General features: G+C 71.7%; 17 protein-coding genes. 5 read left to right on the top strand and 12 right to left on the bottom strand.

Translation table 11 applies throughout. The annotated features are described in order from the left end of the window. Positions 1-93: 93 nt before the first annotated feature. The 3 genes from TN53_RS11635 to TN53_RS11625 are packed head-to-tail and all read right to left on the bottom strand — an operon-like array spanning position 94 to position 3,043. Positions 94-876: an enoyl-CoA hydratase gene (locus TN53_RS11635; protein WP_046258418.1), complete on the bottom strand. Its 783-nt coding sequence runs from the start codon at positions 874-876 to the stop codon at positions 94-96. A 9-nt stretch (positions 877-885) separates the two neighbouring features. Next, positions 886-2,061, bottom strand: coding sequence for an acyl-CoA dehydrogenase family protein (locus TN53_RS11630; RefSeq protein WP_046258417.1), 1,176 nt, complete (start codon positions 2,059-2,061; stop codon positions 886-888). Further along, entirely contained in the window at positions 2,045-3,043 is a 999-nt protein-coding gene (locus TN53_RS11625) for an acyl-CoA dehydrogenase family protein (protein ID WP_046258464.1), read from the bottom strand. Before TN53_RS11625 ends, TN53_RS11630 begins: the two co-directional genes overlap by 17 nt. A gap of 153 nt (positions 3,044-3,196) precedes the next feature. On the opposite strand from TN53_RS11625, the gene TN53_RS11620 reads away from it, so the two are divergent. The 3 genes from TN53_RS11620 (at position 3,197) to TN53_RS11610 (ending at position 5,075) form a co-directional block, all read left to right on the top strand. Further along, on the top strand, positions 3,197-3,865 hold the full coding sequence (locus tag TN53_RS11620; protein ID WP_199924554.1) for a TetR/AcrR family transcriptional regulator: 669 nt from the start codon (positions 3,197-3,199) through the stop codon (positions 3,863-3,865). 51 nt (positions 3,866-3,916) lie between these two features. Continuing rightward, positions 3,917-4,738, top strand: coding sequence for an acyl-CoA thioesterase (locus TN53_RS11615; protein ID WP_046258416.1), 822 nt, complete (start codon positions 3,917-3,919; stop codon positions 4,736-4,738). A gap of 91 nt (positions 4,739-4,829) precedes the next feature. Then, on the top strand, positions 4,830-5,075 hold the full coding sequence (locus tag TN53_RS11610) for a hypothetical protein (RefSeq protein ID WP_046258415.1): 246 nt from the start codon (positions 4,830-4,832) through the stop codon (positions 5,073-5,075). A gap of 75 nt (positions 5,076-5,150) precedes the next feature. Here the strand turns inward: TN53_RS11610 and TN53_RS11605 are convergent, their stop codons facing one another. Further along, the gene (locus TN53_RS11605; protein ID WP_046258414.1) at positions 5,151-6,299 is read right to left on the bottom strand and encodes a thiolase family protein; all 1,149 of its coding nucleotides are present in this window, start codon (positions 6,297-6,299) and stop codon (positions 5,151-5,153) included. A gap of 80 nt (positions 6,300-6,379) precedes the next feature. On the opposite strand from TN53_RS11605, the gene TN53_RS11600 reads away from it, so the two are divergent. Continuing rightward, positions 6,380-7,147, top strand: coding sequence for an SDR family NAD(P)-dependent oxidoreductase (locus tag TN53_RS11600; RefSeq protein WP_046258413.1), 768 nt, complete (start codon positions 6,380-6,382; stop codon positions 7,145-7,147). Between the two features lie 56 nt (positions 7,148-7,203). On the opposite strand, the gene TN53_RS11595 is transcribed toward TN53_RS11600, so the two are convergent. The 4 genes from TN53_RS11595 to TN53_RS11580 are packed head-to-tail and all read right to left on the bottom strand — an operon-like array spanning position 7,204 to position 11,379. After that, complete coding sequence (locus TN53_RS11595) at positions 7,204-7,977, bottom strand: enoyl-CoA hydratase/isomerase family protein (protein WP_199924553.1); 774 nt, start codon at positions 7,975-7,977, stop codon at positions 7,204-7,206. A 1-nt stretch (position 7,978) separates the two neighbouring features. Then, positions 7,979-9,067: an acyl-CoA dehydrogenase family protein gene (locus TN53_RS11590; RefSeq protein ID WP_046258412.1), complete on the bottom strand. Its 1,089-nt coding sequence runs from the start codon at positions 9,065-9,067 to the stop codon at positions 7,979-7,981. After that, a complete protein-coding gene (locus TN53_RS11585; protein WP_046258461.1) occupies positions 9,054-9,947 on the bottom strand; it encodes an acyl-CoA dehydrogenase family protein in 894 nt (297 codons plus the stop codon). Before TN53_RS11585 ends, TN53_RS11590 begins: the two co-directional genes overlap by 14 nt. Then, positions 9,925-11,379: a class I adenylate-forming enzyme family protein gene (locus TN53_RS11580; RefSeq protein WP_420719097.1), complete on the bottom strand. Its 1,455-nt coding sequence runs from the start codon at positions 11,377-11,379 to the stop codon at positions 9,925-9,927. The genes TN53_RS11585 and TN53_RS11580 overlap by 23 nt, the downstream gene beginning before the upstream one ends. Positions 11,380-11,426: 47 nt before the next feature. Here TN53_RS11580 and TN53_RS11575 point away from each other — a divergent pair, with 47 nt between their 5' ends. Next, positions 11,427-12,419, top strand: a complete 993-nt coding sequence (locus tag TN53_RS11575) for a ferredoxin--NADP reductase (RefSeq protein ID WP_046258410.1) — start codon at positions 11,427-11,429, stop codon at positions 12,417-12,419. Here the strand turns inward: TN53_RS11575 and TN53_RS11570 are convergent. Genes TN53_RS11570 through TN53_RS11555 form a run of 4 tightly spaced genes read right to left on the bottom strand, consistent with a single transcriptional unit; the run spans position 12,396 to position 16,379 of the window. Next, complete coding sequence (locus TN53_RS11570; RefSeq protein ID WP_046258409.1) at positions 12,396-13,442, bottom strand: CaiB/BaiF CoA transferase family protein; 1,047 nt, start codon at positions 13,440-13,442, stop codon at positions 12,396-12,398. The two genes, TN53_RS11575 and TN53_RS11570, sit on opposite strands and share 24 nt — an antisense overlap. Continuing rightward, positions 13,439-14,395: a TIGR03564 family F420-dependent LLM class oxidoreductase gene (locus tag TN53_RS11565; RefSeq protein WP_046258408.1), complete on the bottom strand. Its 957-nt coding sequence runs from the start codon at positions 14,393-14,395 to the stop codon at positions 13,439-13,441. The genes TN53_RS11570 and TN53_RS11565 overlap by 4 nt, the downstream gene beginning before the upstream one ends. Before the next feature lie 14 nt (positions 14,396-14,409). Then, a complete protein-coding gene (locus TN53_RS11560; protein ID WP_046258407.1) occupies positions 14,410-14,799 on the bottom strand; it encodes a cobalamin B12-binding domain-containing protein in 390 nt (129 codons plus the stop codon). Further along, positions 14,799-16,379, bottom strand: a complete 1,581-nt coding sequence (locus TN53_RS11555) for a methylmalonyl-CoA mutase family protein (protein WP_046258406.1) — start codon at positions 16,377-16,379, stop codon at positions 14,799-14,801. The genes TN53_RS11560 and TN53_RS11555 overlap by 1 nt, the downstream gene beginning before the upstream one ends. Between the last annotated feature and the right edge of the window lie 38 nt (positions 16,380-16,417).

Genomic DNA, 16,417 nt, shown 5'->3' with positions numbered 1-16,417 from the left:
CAGCGCCCCGAAGGGGCGCGGGGAACTGCGCGACCAGCCACGACGGCGCCGCAGACGAACAACAACCCGTCCACCGCACTTCCAGCGGAGCGCTTAGCGCAGCTTCTCCTTCATCTCGTCCAGCTTCGCCAGGATCGGATAGCCGCTCACACTCAGCGCGTTCCCGTGTCCGGTCTGGTGGACGTCGAACACCGACTGGACGGCGGCGTAGAAGCCCTGCACGTCCAACGTCTGGTTGACCGCCCGCTTGGCCTGCCGCAGCCCGAACGCCGGCATCTTCGCGATCTGCTCGGCGAGTTCGCGGGTCCGCGAGTCCAACTCGTCACGCGGCACCACCTGGTTGACCATGCCGGTCTTCTCCGCCTCCTGCGCGGTCAGCGGGCGGCCGGTGAACAGGATCTCCTTCGCCTTGCGGGCACCCAACTCCCAGGTGTGGCCGTGGTATTCGACGCCGCCGATACCCATCGTCACCACCGGGTCCGAGAACAGCGCGTCCTGCGCGGCGACGATCAGATCGCACGGCCAGCACAGCATCAGCCCGCCCGCGATACAGCGCCCCTGCACCGCGGCGATCGACGGCTTGGGCAGGTTGCGCCAGCGCAGGGTGTACTCGAGGTAGCGGCGGGTCTCGGCCCGGTAGATCCACTCCAGGGTGATCTCGTCGGGGGCGGGCCAGCGGTCCTTGAGGTCGTGCCCGGCGGAGAAGTGCCTGCCCTCGGCACGCAGGACCACGACCTTCACGTCCTCGTCCTGCGCGGCCCGCGTCCACGCCTCGTCGAGTTCGTCGAGGAGGGCCATGTTCTGGGCGTTGGCGACCTCGGGCCGGTTCAGGGTGAGGGTCGCGATGCGGTCCTTCACCTCGTACAGGATGTGCACGGCGACTCCTCAGCGTCGGGGCAGGCCGAGCACGCGCTCGGCGATGATGGTGCGCTGGATCTCGGACGTACCGCCGGCGATGGTCGCGCCGAAGCTGCGGGCGTAGCGGTGGAACCAGCCGGCGAAGTTGTCGTCGTAGGTCATGTGGTACGCCGGTGCCGTGGTCGCCGGGTGGATCAGCCCGTCGGGACCGGCCGCCTCCAGGACCTTCTCCAGGGCGCGTTGGGAGGCCTCGGAGCCGAAGACCTTCAGTACGGACAGGGCCGGTACGTCCTGTTCGCCGCGGGCGGCGCGGGACAGGGCGGCCGAGCCCAGCAGGCGCAGCGCCTGGAGGTCCATGACGAGGGTGGCGTACCAGTCCTTCTCCAGCGGGCCCGTGGGGCGGAAGTCCCGCACGATGTCGCCGAGCCGTTCGGCCTCGCTCACCCACATCAGGGTGCGCTCGTGGCCGAGCGAGCCGCTTGCCACCCGCCAGCCCTCGTTCAGGGGACCGACGAGGTTCTCCGCCGGAACCCGTACGTCCTCGAAGAAGACCTCGTTGAAGTCCTTGTCCTCGGGGTTGGTGTACGAGGCGAAGGGGCGGCGGGTCAGGCCGGGGCTGTCGGTGGGGATCAGCAGGACGCTGATGCCCTTGTGCTTGGGGGCGTCCGGGTCGGTGCGGACGAAGGTGAGCAGGACGTCGGCGTCGTGGGCGCCGGAGGTCCACACCTTCTGGCCGTTGACCAGGAAGTGGTCGCCCATCGGTTCGGCGCGGGTACGCAGGGAGGCGAGGTCGGAGCCGGCGCCGGGTTCGCTCATGCCGAGGGCGGCGGTGAGTTCGGCGCGCAGGACGGGCACGGCCCAGCGCCGTTTCTGCTCCTCGGCGCCGAAGGTGAGCAGGGAGGCGGCGATGATGCCGACGCCCTGCGGGTTGAAGCTGTGGAAGATGCGGCGCCGGGACAGCTCCTCCATATGGACGTACTGCTGGACCACGGTGGCGTTGCGACCGCCGTACTGCGGCGGGTTGCCCGGCAGCAGCCAGCCCTCGTCGAACTGGAGCCGCTGCCAGCGCCGGGCCCAGTCGGGGAGGTGCCCCGTGGAGCGGGACCGCTCGCCGGCCTCCGCCTCGGTGGGGAGGTGGGCCTCCAGGAACGCCGCGAACTCGGCGCGGAAGGCTTCGACGTCGGTGTCAAAGGTCAGTCGCACGGCACTCCTCGGCTATCAGCGCCCGGTGCTCGGCGGCGCCGCCGAGCAGCAGCTCGCCCGCCTTGGCCCGTTTGATCGCGAACTGCAGGTCGTTCTCCCAGGTGTGTCCCATCGCCCCGAACAGCTGCACGGCGTTGCGGAACACCAGGGCCTGGCATTCGCCCGCCGCCGCCTTGGCCATCGCGGAGGCCAGCCGGCGCCGGGGGTCGTCCTCGGCGATCGTCAGTGCCGCGAAGTAGCCGAGGGCGCGGGCCCGCTCGACAGCCACGTGCATGTCGGCCGCCTTGTGCTGCACGGCCTGGAAGGAGCCGATGGGGGCGCCGAACTGGTGCCGGGTGCGGACGTGGTCGAGGACCAGGTCCAGGGCGCGCCGGCAGGCGCCGACCATGGTCAGGGCCAGGCCGGTCAGGGCCTGGTGGCGGGCGCGTTCGGGGTCGGCGGCGCTGCGGCCGCGGGCGGGCACGCGTACGTGGTCGAACAGGACGTCGGCGATGTGCAGGACGGGGTCGAAGACGGCGGACCGTACGGCGCTCACGGCGGTGGCGGGTACGACGAAGACGCCTCCCGCGGTCACCACGGCCAGCTGTTCGGCCCGGTCGCCGTCCAGTACATGACGTCCGACGCCCTCCAGCACCCAGTCGCCGTTCTCGGCGCGGGCGGTGACGCCGCCGTACACGGCGGTGCCCGACCGCCCCGGTTCGGCGAGGTCCGGTGCGAGGGGGGCGAACTGGGTCATCGTCGCGAGGTAGGGCGTCGGGTCGGTGGCGCGGCCCAGCTCCTCCAGGACGATCGCCAGCTCGACGGCGTCGGCGGGGTCGGTCAGTTCGGTCCAGCCGAGATCGGCGTAGACCCGCCACAGCGGTTCCGGGTCGGCGCCTTCGTCGGCGATACGGCGGATCAGGGCCGGTGGGCACTCCTTCAGTACGGCCTTGTGCACGGTGTCCTGCCACAGCCGCTGCTCGGCGTCGAACTCCAACAGCATGGGGGCCTCCCCTGCCCGTGTACCGGCACATCGCGATGGAACGGCGAGAATAACATTCTCGCTCAGAGAAATTAAGAGTCTCGCCATAGGGAGAGGCAGTGTCCGACCTGGTCGGTAGGCCTGTTGTCGCTACACTGCAGTAAAGTTCTCCCCATGGCACAGAAGGCGGACCAGCCCTTGAGCACCCCCACCGAAGAGCCGGCCTGGAAGCAGCGCGCGGTCGAGCGTTCCACCCAGGCGGCCAAGCGCCGGGCCGAGCAGCGGGTGGAGCGGTTCCTCGACGCGGCCCAGGCGATCATGGCGGAGAAGGGGACGACGGACTTCACCGTCCAGGAGGTCGTCGACCGCTCCAAGCAGTCGCTGCGCAGCTTCTACCAGCACTTCGACGGCAAGCACGAGCTGCTGCTCGCCCTGTTCGAGGACGCCATGAGCAAGTCGGCGGAGCAGTTGCGCACCACCGCGGCCGAGCACTCGAACCCGCTGGACCGGCTCAAGGTCGCCCTGCAGACCCTGTTCGAGGACTCCTGCCCCAACCCGGCCGCGAAGCGCCCGCTGTTCACCGACTTCGCGCTGCGCCTGCTGGTCTCGCACCCCAACGAGATGCGGGTCGCGAACGCACCGCTGCTCGCCCTGCTCACCGAGCTGATGACGGACCTCGAGGAGGCCGGCCTGCTGCGCGAGGGCTTCAAGCCCCGCCGGGTGGCGGCCCTGACCATGCAGACCGTCATGTTCAACGCGCAGTCCAGCGGCCAGACGGGCTCCCACCCGATCACCGCCGACGAGATCTGGGACTTCTGCGCGAAGGGGTTCACGCTCAGCTAGCACTGAAGAAGCACATTCTCATAGAGGAAAATATCGCTTACTCTCGCTGGCATGCCCATTGCCACGAGTGAACTCTGGGACGACCTGCTCTCCTGCCTCGACCTTCGTCCGGCCCCGGACGGTACGGACTACGGGGCCCGGAACCAGCGACTCGGCTATCACCGGCTGTTCGGCGGGCAGTTGCTCGCCCAGTCCGTCCGGGCGGCCCGGCTGAGCTGCCCGGACAAGGGCATCAAGTCGCTCCACGTCCTGTTCCCGAGGGCGGGACGGCCCGAGGATCCCGTCCGCTACGAGGTGGTACGCCATCACGAGGGCGGCACCTTCGCCACCCTGACGGTCGTGGCCCGGCAGAAGCACGGCGTGGTCGCCACCGCCTCCGTCTCACTGCACTCCGCCGAGGACGGGCCGAGCCACCAGACCTCGGAACCGGTGCCGGCCGTCCTCGGCCCCGAGCACCGGATCGACTTGCATCTCCTCCCCTGGGAGACGCGCGCCGCGGCCGACCTGGACTCCGCCGAGACCGGCCCGCCGGAGTTCGCCCTCTGGATGCGCATGCCGACGGCCGATCCGGACCTGACACCGGCCCTCACGGCGTACGCCACCGATCTCACCCTCATCGGGACGGCCCTGCGCCCGCTCGACGGCATCGGCCAGCGCGATGCGCAGAAGGCGTTCACGTCCGCCGTCACCTCACACACGGTGTGGTTCCACCGCCCCTTCCGCGCCGACGACTGGCTGCTGTTGCGCCAGCACAGCCCGGTCCTGGCCCACGGCCGCTGCTTCGGCCGGGGCGACGTCTTCACGCGGGACGGCTCGCTGGTCGCCTCCTACGCCCAGGAAGCCCTGCTGCGTCTGGCCCGGGAGACGGCGTGAGACCCTACCGGGTCGTCCAGTGGGCCACCGGAACCATCGGCAGCCGCTCGCTGCGGGCCGTCGTCGAGCACCCCGACCTGTCGCCGGCGGGTTGTACGTCCACTCGGCCGGCAAGGCGGGGCTGGACGCGGGCGAGCTGTGCGGGCTCCCGACGACGGGGGTGACCGCCACGCGGGACGTCGGACACATCGTGGGCCTCGGGGCGAACTGTGTGCTGTACATGCCGCTCGTGTGCGACCTGGGCGAGGTCTGCCGGCTGCTGGAGTCGGGGGCGAACATCGTCACCACGCGCGGGCAGTTCCACCATCCGGGGAGCATGGATCCCACCGGGCGGTGAACGCGGTGCCGTTCGTATGCGCGGCGCAGCCCGGGATCCGTACGACCGCGGACCTGCCGCAGATCACGGCGCCCCTCAGCCGACCTCCACGACCATCGCGGAGCCCATCCCGCCGCCCGCGCACAGGGACGCCACGCCTATCCCGCCGCCGCGCCGCCGCAGTTCGTGGACGAGGGTGACCAGCATGCGGGCACCGGTGGCGGCGACGGGGTGGCCGAGGGAGCAGCCGCTGCCGTTGACGTTGACCGTTTCGGGGTCGAGGTCGAGGAGGCGGACGGCGGCGACGGTCACCGAGGCGAAGGCCTCGTTGATCTCGAACAGGTCGACGTCGGAGGTGGTGAGGCCCGCGCGGGCCAGCGCCTTGGGGATCGCCTTCACCGGGGAGAGGCCGGTCTCGGCGGGGTCGACGCCGACGGACGCCCAGGCGCGCACGGTCGCCAGGGCGGGCAGTCCCTCACCGGCCGCGACCGCCTCGCTCGCGACCACCAGGGCGGCGGCCCCGTCGTTCCCACCGCAGGCGTTGCCGGCGGTGATGCTGAACCCCTCGATCTCCGGATGCAGCGGCTTCAGCCCGGCGAGCTTCTCCGCCGACGTGTCCCTGCGCGGATGCTCGTCGACCGAGAAGAGCCCGTGCGGGGTCTCGATAGGCACGATCTCGGCGTCGAAACGGCCCTCGTCGATGGCGCGCACGGCGTTGCGGTGCGAGCGCAGCGCCCACGCGTCCATCTCCGCACGGGAGACGCCGGCCCGCTGGGCCACGTTCCAGCCGATGCAGATCGACATGTCGGCGTTGGGCGCGTCCGGCCGGTCGGGGTGGGTGGGCGGCAGCCACGGCTCGGCCCACTCCCCGTCGACCCGGAAGCGCGACTTCGGCGCCGTGGACGCCGAGTTGACCCCTCCCGCGACGACCAGCCCGTCCATCCCCGCCCGCACACTCCCGGCCGCGCCCGCCACGGCCTCCAGGCCCGCCGCGCAGTGCCGGTTGCAGGCCGCGCCGGGGACCGAGGTGAGCCCCGCGGTCAGCGCGGCGTGGCGGGCGATGACGCCGCCGCCGTAGAGGCCCTCGCCGAGGATCACGTCGTCGACGCGGTCCGGGTCGAGCCCTTTCGCCGCGGCGCCGACGATGTGGCGGGCCAGGTCGAAGGCGGTGGTGTCGCGCAGGGCGCCCTTGACCGCGGTGCCGACGGGGGTGCGCAGGGCGGACACGATGACTGCCTCGGGCATGGACGCCTCCAACTCGGTCACACCAACAGATGAGAATGCTACTCTCGCAAAACTAGAACATGACTCGCAAGGGAGCTGTCATGCAGATAGCGGGGTCGTCCGCGGTCGTGGTCGGCGGGGCGGGAGGTCTGGGCGAGGCGACGGTCCGCCGGCTCCACACGGCGGGTGCGGCGGTCGTCGTCGCGGACCTCGCCGACGACAAGGGCAAGGCCCTGGAGGCGGAGCTGGGCGTGCGCTACGTGCGCACCGACGCCACCAGCGAGGACGACGTGCGCGCGGCCGTCGGGGCGGCGCAGGCGCTCGCCCCGCTGCGGATCTCGGTGGACACCCACGGCGGCCCCGCGAGCGGCGGCCGGCTGATCGGCCGGGACGGCGAGCCCCTGGACCTGGCCGGGTTCCGGCAGACCATCGACATCTATCTGACCGGCGTCTTCAACGTGCTGCGCCTGACCGCCGCCGCCATGGCCCGGCACGAGCCCGTCGACGAGGACGGCGCCCGCGGTGTCGTCGTCAACACGGCGTCGATCGCCGCGTACGAGGGCCAGATCGGCCAGCTCCCCTACGCCGCCGCCAAGGGCGGGGTGGCCGCCATGACCCTGGTCGCCGCCCGCGACCTGTCCCCGCTCGGCATTCGCGTCGTCACGATCGCTCCCGGCACCTTCCTGACTCCCGCCTACGGCAAGGCCGGTGACCAGCTGGAGGCGTACTGGGGGCCGCAGGTGCCCCATCCCCGGCGCATGGGGCGCTCCCCCGAGTTCGCGTCCCTGGTCCAGCACATCTGCGAGAACGACTACCTCAACGGCGAAGTCGTCCGCCTCGACGGGGCGTTGAGGTTCCCCCCGAAGTGAGGTGTCACCGTCCTGACCAGTGTGGTGATCACGCGCATGAAGATCGTTACGGCAGCCTACTGACCGGTCAGCCGCGCGAGGGTCGAGCGGAAGTCCTCCGTCTGGAAGGACTGTTCCTCGGCCGTCGTCGCGAAGTCGAGGGTCGCGAGGACCGCCCGTTCCAGGTGCAGGTTGAGAAGCCTTTTCGTGCTCTCGACGGCCTGCCTGGGCAGTCCCGCGATCCGCTTGGCGCAGGCCGTCGCCTCGGCCAGGGGGTCGGCCACCACATGGTTCGCGAGGCCCATGGCGACGGCCTTCCCGGCCGGGATACGGGCGCCGGTCAGGGCGTACTCCTTGGCAAGCAGCAGGCTGGTGTGCAGAGGCCAGGTGAGCGGGCCGCCGTCGGCGGCGACCAGGCCGACCTGGACGTGCGGGTCGGACAGATAGGCGGACTCGGCGATGTAGACGGTGTCGCTGAGGGCGACGAGGCTGCACCCCAGGCCCACGGCGGGCCCGTTGACGGCCGCGACGACGGGGACCCGGCAGCGGACCATGCCGAGGACGATGTCCCGGCCGTGCGCGATGGTGCGGGCGCGCAGGTCCGCGTCCTGCCGGATCTCGTCGAGATAGCCGAAGTCACCGCCCGCCGAGAACGCCTTGCCCGCGCCGGTGAGCACCGCCGCACGGGCGTCGCGGTCCTCGCCCAGGCGAAGCCACAGCCGGGCGAGGCCGGTGTGGAGCGAGTCGTCGACGGCGTTGAGTGCGTCGGGCCGGTTCAGGGTGATGATCCGCAGCGGGCCGTCCGCCCGGACCTGGATCTCTTTTGGCATGCCGTACAGGTTCTCCGTCACGTCAGGCTCCCAGTCCGAGGATGCGCGAGGCGATGATGTTCTTCTGGATCTGCGAGGTGCCGCCCATGACGCTCTGCGCCCGGGTGTAGAGGTACGCGTTCAGCAGCTCCGGGTCGCCGGTGCCGCCGATCGCGAGGGCCGCGTGCCCGACCGTCTGTTCCGTCCAGGTCATCAGCAGCTTGTCCAACGACCCCTCCGGGCCGTGCGAGACCCCGTCCAGCTGCTCGGACAGCCGCCGCCTTACGTGCAGGCGCAGCATCTCCGTCTCCACGACGGCCCAGGCCAGCTCCGGTGGCGCGGCGCCCGGCGTGCGGGCGGCGAGTTCGCGTACGAGCTTGCCGTACCGGGCCGAGAAGCCCAGCGTCGCGGGCTCCCGCTCATGCCCCACGACCGTCATGGCGAGCGCCCAGCCCTCGCCGGGCGCTCCGACCATCTGGTCCGCGGGCACGGTCGCGCCGTCGAAGAGGACCTGGCCGAACTCCTTGGTCACCCCGTTCATCATCGTCAACGGGCGCTGCTCGATGCCGACTTGGTTCATGGCGATCACGAACGCCGAGAGGCCCTCGTGCCGGGGTACGTCGGGATCGGTGCGCGCGAGGAGCAGGCACCGGTCGGCGACGTCGGAGTAGCTGGTCCAGATCTTGTGGCCGCGCACGACGTAGGTGTCGCCGTCACGGGTGGCGCTGGTGGTCAGGGCCGCGAGGTCGGACCCGGCACCGGGTTCGCTGAAGCCCTGACACCAGCGCTCGGTGCCGTCGATCATGCCGGGCAGGAACCGGCGGCGCAGCTCCTCGCTGCCGTGCCGGCCCAGGCCCTGCACGAGGTAGCCGAGGCTGGGGCGGGCCGGGGTCCCGGCGCGGGCCAGTTCCTCGTCCAGGATGACGTCGTAGACGGGCGGCAGTTCCTGACCGCCGTACGCCTTGGGCCAGGACAGTCCGAAGAAGCCGGCCGCGTGGAGCGCCCGGTGCCAGTCCCCCTGCCGCGCCCAGTAGGCGTCGCCCGAGGTCGGGAACTCCCCGGCCCGCTCGGTCAGCCAGGTCCGCAGCCGCTCCCGGAAGGCGGCCTCCTGCGGGGAGTCACGAAAGTCCACGGTCGATCTCCTCCAGGCGTACGGGGAACAGCTCGGTGGACGCCAGGGCGCGCCGCAGATGGACGTGGGCGAGGCACTCCCAGGTGTTGCCGATGCCGCCGTGCACCTGGATCGCCGTCTCGCAGACGGTGCGGGCGGCGCGGGCGCAGTACAGCTTCGCGATCCGGGCCGCCCTGAGCGCCTCTTCGGGCGTGAGCTCGTCGACCGCCCAGGCCGCGTGCCGCAGCACGCTCACCGAGCCCTCGATGGACGCCAGTCCCTCGGCGAGCAGATGGGCCACGGCCTGGTAGGTGCCGATCGGCCTGCCGTACTGCTCACGCAGCTTGGCGTGGGCGACGGCCAGCGTGTGGGCGCCACGGGCCGTGCCGACCAGGTCGGCGGTGGTGGCCACGAGGGCCAACGCCCGTCGGCGGGCGCAGGTTTCGGCGCTCAGGGTGCCGATCCGTTCCGGCGGGCCGGTGACGGAGGCGTTGTGGCGGGTCAGGTCGGCGCCCGGGATGAGGGGGCCGATGTCGACGGCCAGCACACGGCCGCCTTCCGCGAAGACGCCCTTGCGCAGGCCCCGCGCGTCCCGCGCCCCGCCGTCCACGACGACGGTGGCCGCCGGGACCCCCGGGGCCAGGTCGTCGGCGAGTACGGGGCCCAGGAGCGGTACGTCGACCAGGCCGCGCCCGAACTCCTCGACCACCAGGGCGACTTCGACCCCCGACGCCCCGTCCGAGCGCAGGGCCCGCCAGCCGGTGGCCTCGACGGCCTTCTCCAGCCGTGCGATGCGGTCGCCGTCGTCCAGGTCGAGGACAGAGCCGGGACCGAGATGGTCGGCCAACCGGGCCGCCGCAGCGCGTAGTTGACGTTGTTCAGCTGTCAGACGGACATCCATGACGCTCCTTGAGGACCCGGCGCAGGACCTTGCCGGACGGCAGGCGGGGGATCTCTGGCACGAACTCCACATGGCTCGGTCGCTTGTAGGAGGCGAGCCGCGCGCCGACCAGTTCGATGAGCTCGGCCGCCGCCACCGGGCGGGTCGTGCGTACGGCCGCGACGATCGCCTCCCCGTCGGCCGGGTCGGGGACGCCGAACACCGCGCAGTCGGCGACCGCGGGATGGCCGTGCAGCACGGCCTCCACCTCCGCGGGCGCGACCTGGAACGCCCGCACTTTGATCATCTCCTTGGAGCGGTCGGTGAGCCGCAGCCAGCCGTCGGCGTCGAGACTGCCGACGTCCCCGGTCCGGTACCAGCCGTCGTGCAGGGCCTCCACCGTCGCCTCGGCGGGCAGATAGCCGGCCATCAGGGAGTCGGAGCGGACCTCGATCTCGCCGCTCTCCCCCGGCCCGACCGGCAGCCCGGTGTCCAGGGAGACCACCCGCGCGCTGACCCCCGGCACGGGCCGTCCCGGGGTGTCCAGGCGGGCCCCGTCGAGCGGGTTGCAGGCGATGACGGGCAGTTCGGTGGCTCCGTAGGCGGGCACCCAGCCGACCCCGGTGCGCCGGGTGACGGCCTCGGCGACGCTCGGGGTGACCGGTGTGGCGCCCCACATGATGTAGCGGAGCGAGGAGAGGTCGTACGACTCCAGCTTCGGGTGCGAGGCGATGGCGAGTGCGATGGGGGCGACGGCCATCTCGACGGTGATGCGGTCGCGTTCGATGTGCTGGAGCAGCCGGTCGAGGTCGAAGCGGCGGTGCAGCCGCAGCCAGGCGCCCGTCTCCAGGGCGGTGACGATGTTGAGGAGGCCGAGGATGTGCGAGGGCGGTGTGGCGATCTGGATGCGGTCCCGTGACGTCAGTCGCAGGGCGTCGCGCCAGTGCCGTACGGCGGCGGCGAGGGACGCGTGGGTGTGCCGTACGGCCTTGGGCATGCCGGTCGTGCCGGAGCTGAACACCAGGACGGCGTCGGCCTGTTCGGGGGATCGTGCGAAGGAGCCCGACCCGGGGGCGACCGGTTCGTCCAGGTGCCGCATCGGCATCAGTTCCGCCAGCACCGGATGGTCACCGACGGCGTGCCTCGCCCCGGTGATCTCCAGGGCGTGTTCCACCTCGCCCCGCTTCCAGGCCGGGCTGAGCAGCACGACCGCCGCGCCGAGCCGCCACACGGCCCGCACCGCGACCACGAACTCGGGCCGGTTGGAGGACATCAGCGCGACCCGCTCCCCCGCCCGCACACCTCGCCGCTCCAACTCGCCGGCCAGCCCGTCCGCGAGGCCCTCCAGTGCGGCCAGGGTGTACTCCCGGTCCTCGAAGACCAGCGCGGCCCGTTCTCTCATCTCTCGTCCCCGCCTGTTGAGAGGGTCCCATCTGCATGATGAGAATAGTATTCTCGCAGTGATAGAACCTTGATACCAGAGCCCGAGGAGGGTCGTCCATGGCGAGCCCCGCCCTGTTCCGGCGCGCGACCGTCGTCAAGATCGTCCAGGAGACTCCCGACGCCCGGACCTTCGTCCTCGACCCGCACGACGGCCCGTTCGCCTACCAGGCAGGGCAGTTCTGTGTCTTCCGGATCCGGGCCGACGGCAAGGAGCTGCTGCGCTCCTACTCGATGTCGAGCGCCCCGGAGACGGACGCCGAGCTGATGACGACGGTCAAGCGCGTCCCCGGCGGCAAGGTCTCCAACTGGCTGCACGACCATGTCGGCGAGGGCGACGAGGTCGAACTCACCCAGCCGCGGGGCCTGTTCTGTCTGCGTCCGGCACAGACTCCGCTGCTCGGCTTCAGCGGCGGCAGCGGCATCACCCCGATCCTCTCCCTGGCCAAGAGCGCGCTGGCCGCGACCTGCCGGCCGGTGCGGCTGCTGTGCGCCGACCGGGACCGGGCCTCGGCGATCTTCGACGCGGCGCTGACGGAGCTGGCCGCCAAGTTCCCGGGCCGGCTGACCGTCGTACGGCATCTCGATGCCGAGCGGGGACTCCTCGACGCGGACGCGATACGGGAGTTCGTCGGTGCGGAGGGCGGTGCGGACGCGTATGTGTGCGGGCCCGAGCCCTTCATGGAGCTGGTGGAGACGGTGCTGCCGGGGCCGGGCCGGGTGTTCAGCGAGCGGTTCGGCGCAGCGCCCGAGCCACCGCCCGTGGCACAGCCGGTGGACAGCGGCACCGTCACCATCGTCCTCGGCACCAAGCGCGCCACCATCACGAAGCACCCGAACGAGACGCTTCTGCAGAGCGCCCGGCGGGCCGGCCTCACCCCGCCCTTCTCCTGCGAGGCGGGCAACTGCGCCACCTGCATGGCCAGGATCACCGAGGGCAGCGCCACCATGCGTGTGAACGACGCCCTGACGCAGGACGAGGTGGCCGAGGGCTATGTCCTCACCTGTCAGGGCGTACCCGACGAGGGATCAGTCACCGTCCACTACGAGTGAGCCCAGCTCGGGCGGCGGGCCGTAGGCGGGCTCGTATCCGGCGATCCTGATGGGACTGCCGACCAGCCTGAAGTCACCGGCCTGCACGATCACCTCGGGTGTCGCCGCCAGGGCCTCGGGGAGTGTGCGGACGGCCGCCGCCGCGATGCCGAGCGGCCGCAGCCGGGCCTCCCAGCGCTTGGCGGTGTCGGAGCTCAGTGCCCGCGTGACGACGTCGAGGACCTCGTCCCGCCGCTCCGCCCGCTCCGCCATGGTCGGGAAGCCCTCGACACCGGCCTCCGCGGCGAAGGTCTTCCAGAAGCCGTCGTGCGTGATGAACAGGGCCAAGTGGCCTGCCGCCGTGGGGAACAGCTGGGCCGGCACGTAGTACGCGTGCGCGCCGAACGGCAGCCGGCGCGGCTCGACCCCGTCGTTGAGGTAGGCGGACGCCCGGTAGTTGAGCTGGGACAGCATCACGTCCCGCAGCGCCACGTCGACCTGCCCGCCGCGGCCGGACACGATCTGGGCGAGCAGTCCCAACGCGGCGGTCAGGGCGGCGGAGTTGTCGACCGAGGAGTACCCGGGCAGGGTCGGCGGGCCGTCGGGGTCGCCGGTGAGGGCGGCGACACCGGTGGCGGCCTGGATGACGTAGTCGAAGGCCGGGTCGTCACCGGCGTCCAGGCCGTAGCCGGTGACGGCCACGCAGACGATCCGCTCGTTGTACCGGCGCAGACTGTCGTACGTCAGCCCCAGCCGTCGTACGACCGACGGCTTGAGGTTGACCAGCAGGGCGTGCGCGTCGGCCGCCAACTCGCCCAGGTGTGCCTGCCCTTGGTCCGTGGTGAGGTCGAGGCAGATGCTGCGCTTGCCGCGGTTGATGCTGGCGAAGTAGGCGTCGCCGACCTGGCGCGAGAGGTCCCCGCCGGGCGGCTCGACCTTGGTGACCTCGGCGCCGAGGTCGGCGAGGTGCATGGTGGCGAACGGGCCCGCGAGGATGTGACCGACTTCGAGGATGCGCAGGCCCGCAAGGGGTCCGGGGGTCACCTGAGCTCCGCCGCGAGGTCCGCGATCATCTCCCGGGTGCGGCGTTTGGAGGCGACCAGTTCGTCGCGGCCCTCGCCGATGGGCAGCAGACGTACGGAGAGATCGGTGACGCCCGCGTCCGCGAAACGCCTGAAGCGCCGGCGGATCGCCGTCTCGTCGCCCGCCGCGCACAGGTCGCCGACGTCCCTGGCGTCGCCGTGGTCCAGCAGCCGCCGGTAGTTGGGCGAGATCTCGGCCTCGCCCAGGATCCGGTTGGCGCGCTCGCGGGCGGCGTCGACCTCGGACGGGGCGCACAGACACACCGGGATGCCGGCGACGACGCGGGGTGCCGGGCGTCCGGCGCTCTCGGCGGCCTTCGTGATGCGCGGGACGACATGGTCGGCGACGGCGCGTTCGTCGGCCATCCACAGCACGGTTCCGTCGGCGCGCTCCCCGGCGAGGGCCAGCATGACCGGGCCGAGGGCGGCGAGGAGGATCGGCAGCGGGGCCACGGGGGCGAGATCGAGGGGGTTGTGGACGGTGTAGGTGCGGTTCTCGACGTCGACGGGGCCGGGGCCGCGCCATGCCGCGTCGAGGACGTCGAGGTAGTCGCGGGTGAGGCCGGCCGGGCGGGCGTAGGGCAGGCCGAGCATGTCCTGGATGATCCAGTGGTGCGAGGGGCCGACGCCGAGCGCGAGCCGTCCGCCGGTGGCCGCCTGCGTGGAGAGGGCCTGACGGGCCAGGGCGACGGGGTGCTGGGCCTGGAGGGGGACGACGGCGGTGCCCAGCTCGATGCGGGTGGTCCGGGCCCCCATCAGCGCCACCGCGGTCAACGCGTCGAAGTCCGTGGGGACTTGGGGGATCCAGGCGGTGTCCATCCCGGCCGACTCGGCCCACTCCACATCCGCGAGCATCCGCTCGGCCTTGCGCGCCGAGTCCCCCCGCTCGGGCCCGATCATGACTCCGATCCGCACGTTCCCTCCAGGTGTCAGGGCGAGGTGAGGGCGCGTACGTCCGCCACCACGACGTCAAGGGGTGTTCCGGTGGGGAACACGGCAGCGGCGCCCGCGGCCTTCAGGCGCGGCACGTCCACCGGCGGGATGGTGCCGCCGACGACGACGGTGATGTCCCCGGCGTCCGCCGCTCTCAGGCCCGCCACGGTCCTGGCGGTCAGCGCCAGATGCGCCCCGGACAGCATGCTGAGGCCGACCATCGCGACGTCCTCCTGGACGGCGGTCGCCACGATGTCCTCGACCTTCTGCCGGATGCCGGTGAAGACGACCTCGAACCCGGCGTCACGCAGCGCCCGCGCGACGATCTTGGCGCCTCGGTCGTGGCCGTCGAGGCCGGGCTTGGCGATGAGGATCCGGGTGCCCATCAGAACACCACCGGCTGCTGGAACTCGCCCCACACGTTCTTGAGGGCGGTGACCATCTCGCCGACCGTGCAGTAGGCGCCCGCGCAGTCGACGAGCGGACCCATGAGGTTGTCGGTGCCCTCGGCGGCGCGCGCGAGGGCGGCCAGTCGGGTGCGGACGGCGGCCGGGTCACGCTCGGCCTTGACCCGGGCGAGCCGTTTCAGCTGAGTCTCGCGGCCCCTGGCGTCGAGTTCGTAGGTGGCGATGTCGGGGGCCGGCTCGTCCTCGTCGGCGTACCGGTTGACGCCGATGACGGGCCGCTCGCCCGCCTCGACCGCCCGATGGACACGGTAGGCCTCGTCCGCGATGAGGCCTTGCAGATAGCCGTCCTCGATCGCCCGGACCATGCCGCCGTGCCGCTCCAGATCCGCCATGATCCCGACGATCCGCTCCTCGGTGGCGTCGGTGAGCGCCTCGACGAAGTACGAGCCGCCGAGCGGGTCCGCGACCCGGGCGACACCGGTCTCGTGGGCGAGGATCTGCTGGGTGCGCAGGGCGAGCGTGGCCGACTCCTCGCTGGGCAGCGCGAAGGGCTCGTCCCAGGCGGCCGTGAACATCGACTGGACACCGCCGAGCACGGAGGCCAGCGCCTCGTAGGCGACCCGGACGGTGTTGTTGCGGGCCTGCGGCGCGTACAGCGAGGCACCGCCCGCGACACAGCCGAAACGGAACATCGCCGCCCTGTCGGAGCTCGCCCCGTAACGCTCCCGGACGATGGTCGCCCAACGCCTGCGCCCCGCCCGGTACTTGGCGATCTCCTCGAAGAAATCGCCGTGCGTGTAGAAGAAGAAGGAGACCTGCGGTGCGAACTGATCGATCGTCATACGCCCGCGCTCCAGCACGGTGTCGCAGTACGTCACCCCGTCGGCGAGCGTGAACGCCATCTCCTGCACGGCGTTGGCCCCGGCGTCGCGGAAGTGCGCGCCGGCGACGGAGATCGCGTTGAACCGCGGCACCTCGGCCGCACAGAACTCGATGGTGTCGGCGATCAGTCTGAGCGACGGCTCCGGCGGCCAGATCCAGGTCCCGCGGGAGGCGTACTCCTTGAGGATGTCGTTCTGGATGGTCCCGGTCAGCTTCGCCCGCGGCACGCCCCGGCGCTCGGCGGCGGCCACATGGAAGGCGAGCAGGATCGCCGCCGTGCCGTTGATGGTGAAGCTGGTGCTGATCCGGTCCAGCGGGATGCCCTCGAAGAGCACCTCGGCGTCGGCGAGGGTGTCGATGGCGACACCGACCCGCCCGACCTCCTCGCTCACCTCGGGGTCGTCGGAGTCGTAGCCGCACTGGGTGGGCAGGTCGAGGGCGACCGACAGTCCGGTGCCGCCCTGTTCCAGCAGATACCGGTAGCGGCGGTTGGACTCCTCCGCGGTACCGAACCCCGAGTACTGCCTGAGCGTCCACAGCCGGCCCCGGTAGCCGGAGGCGTAATTGCCGCGCGTGAACGGGAAGTCCCCGGGTTCCGGCGGCTCGACGACCCGGTCCGCCGGTCCGTAGACCGGCTTGAGCGGGATGCCGGACGAGGTCTGGGCGAAGTCATTCATCGTACGGATACGCTACTTGCAGAAAATGAGAATGCCAA

It is taken from the genome of Streptomyces sp. WM6386, from assembly GCF_000972385.1.
In the GTDB taxonomy this organism is placed as follows: domain Bacteria; phylum Actinomycetota; class Actinomycetes; order Streptomycetales; family Streptomycetaceae; genus Streptomyces.
This window is presented reverse-complemented; position numbering and strand designations above follow the sequence as displayed.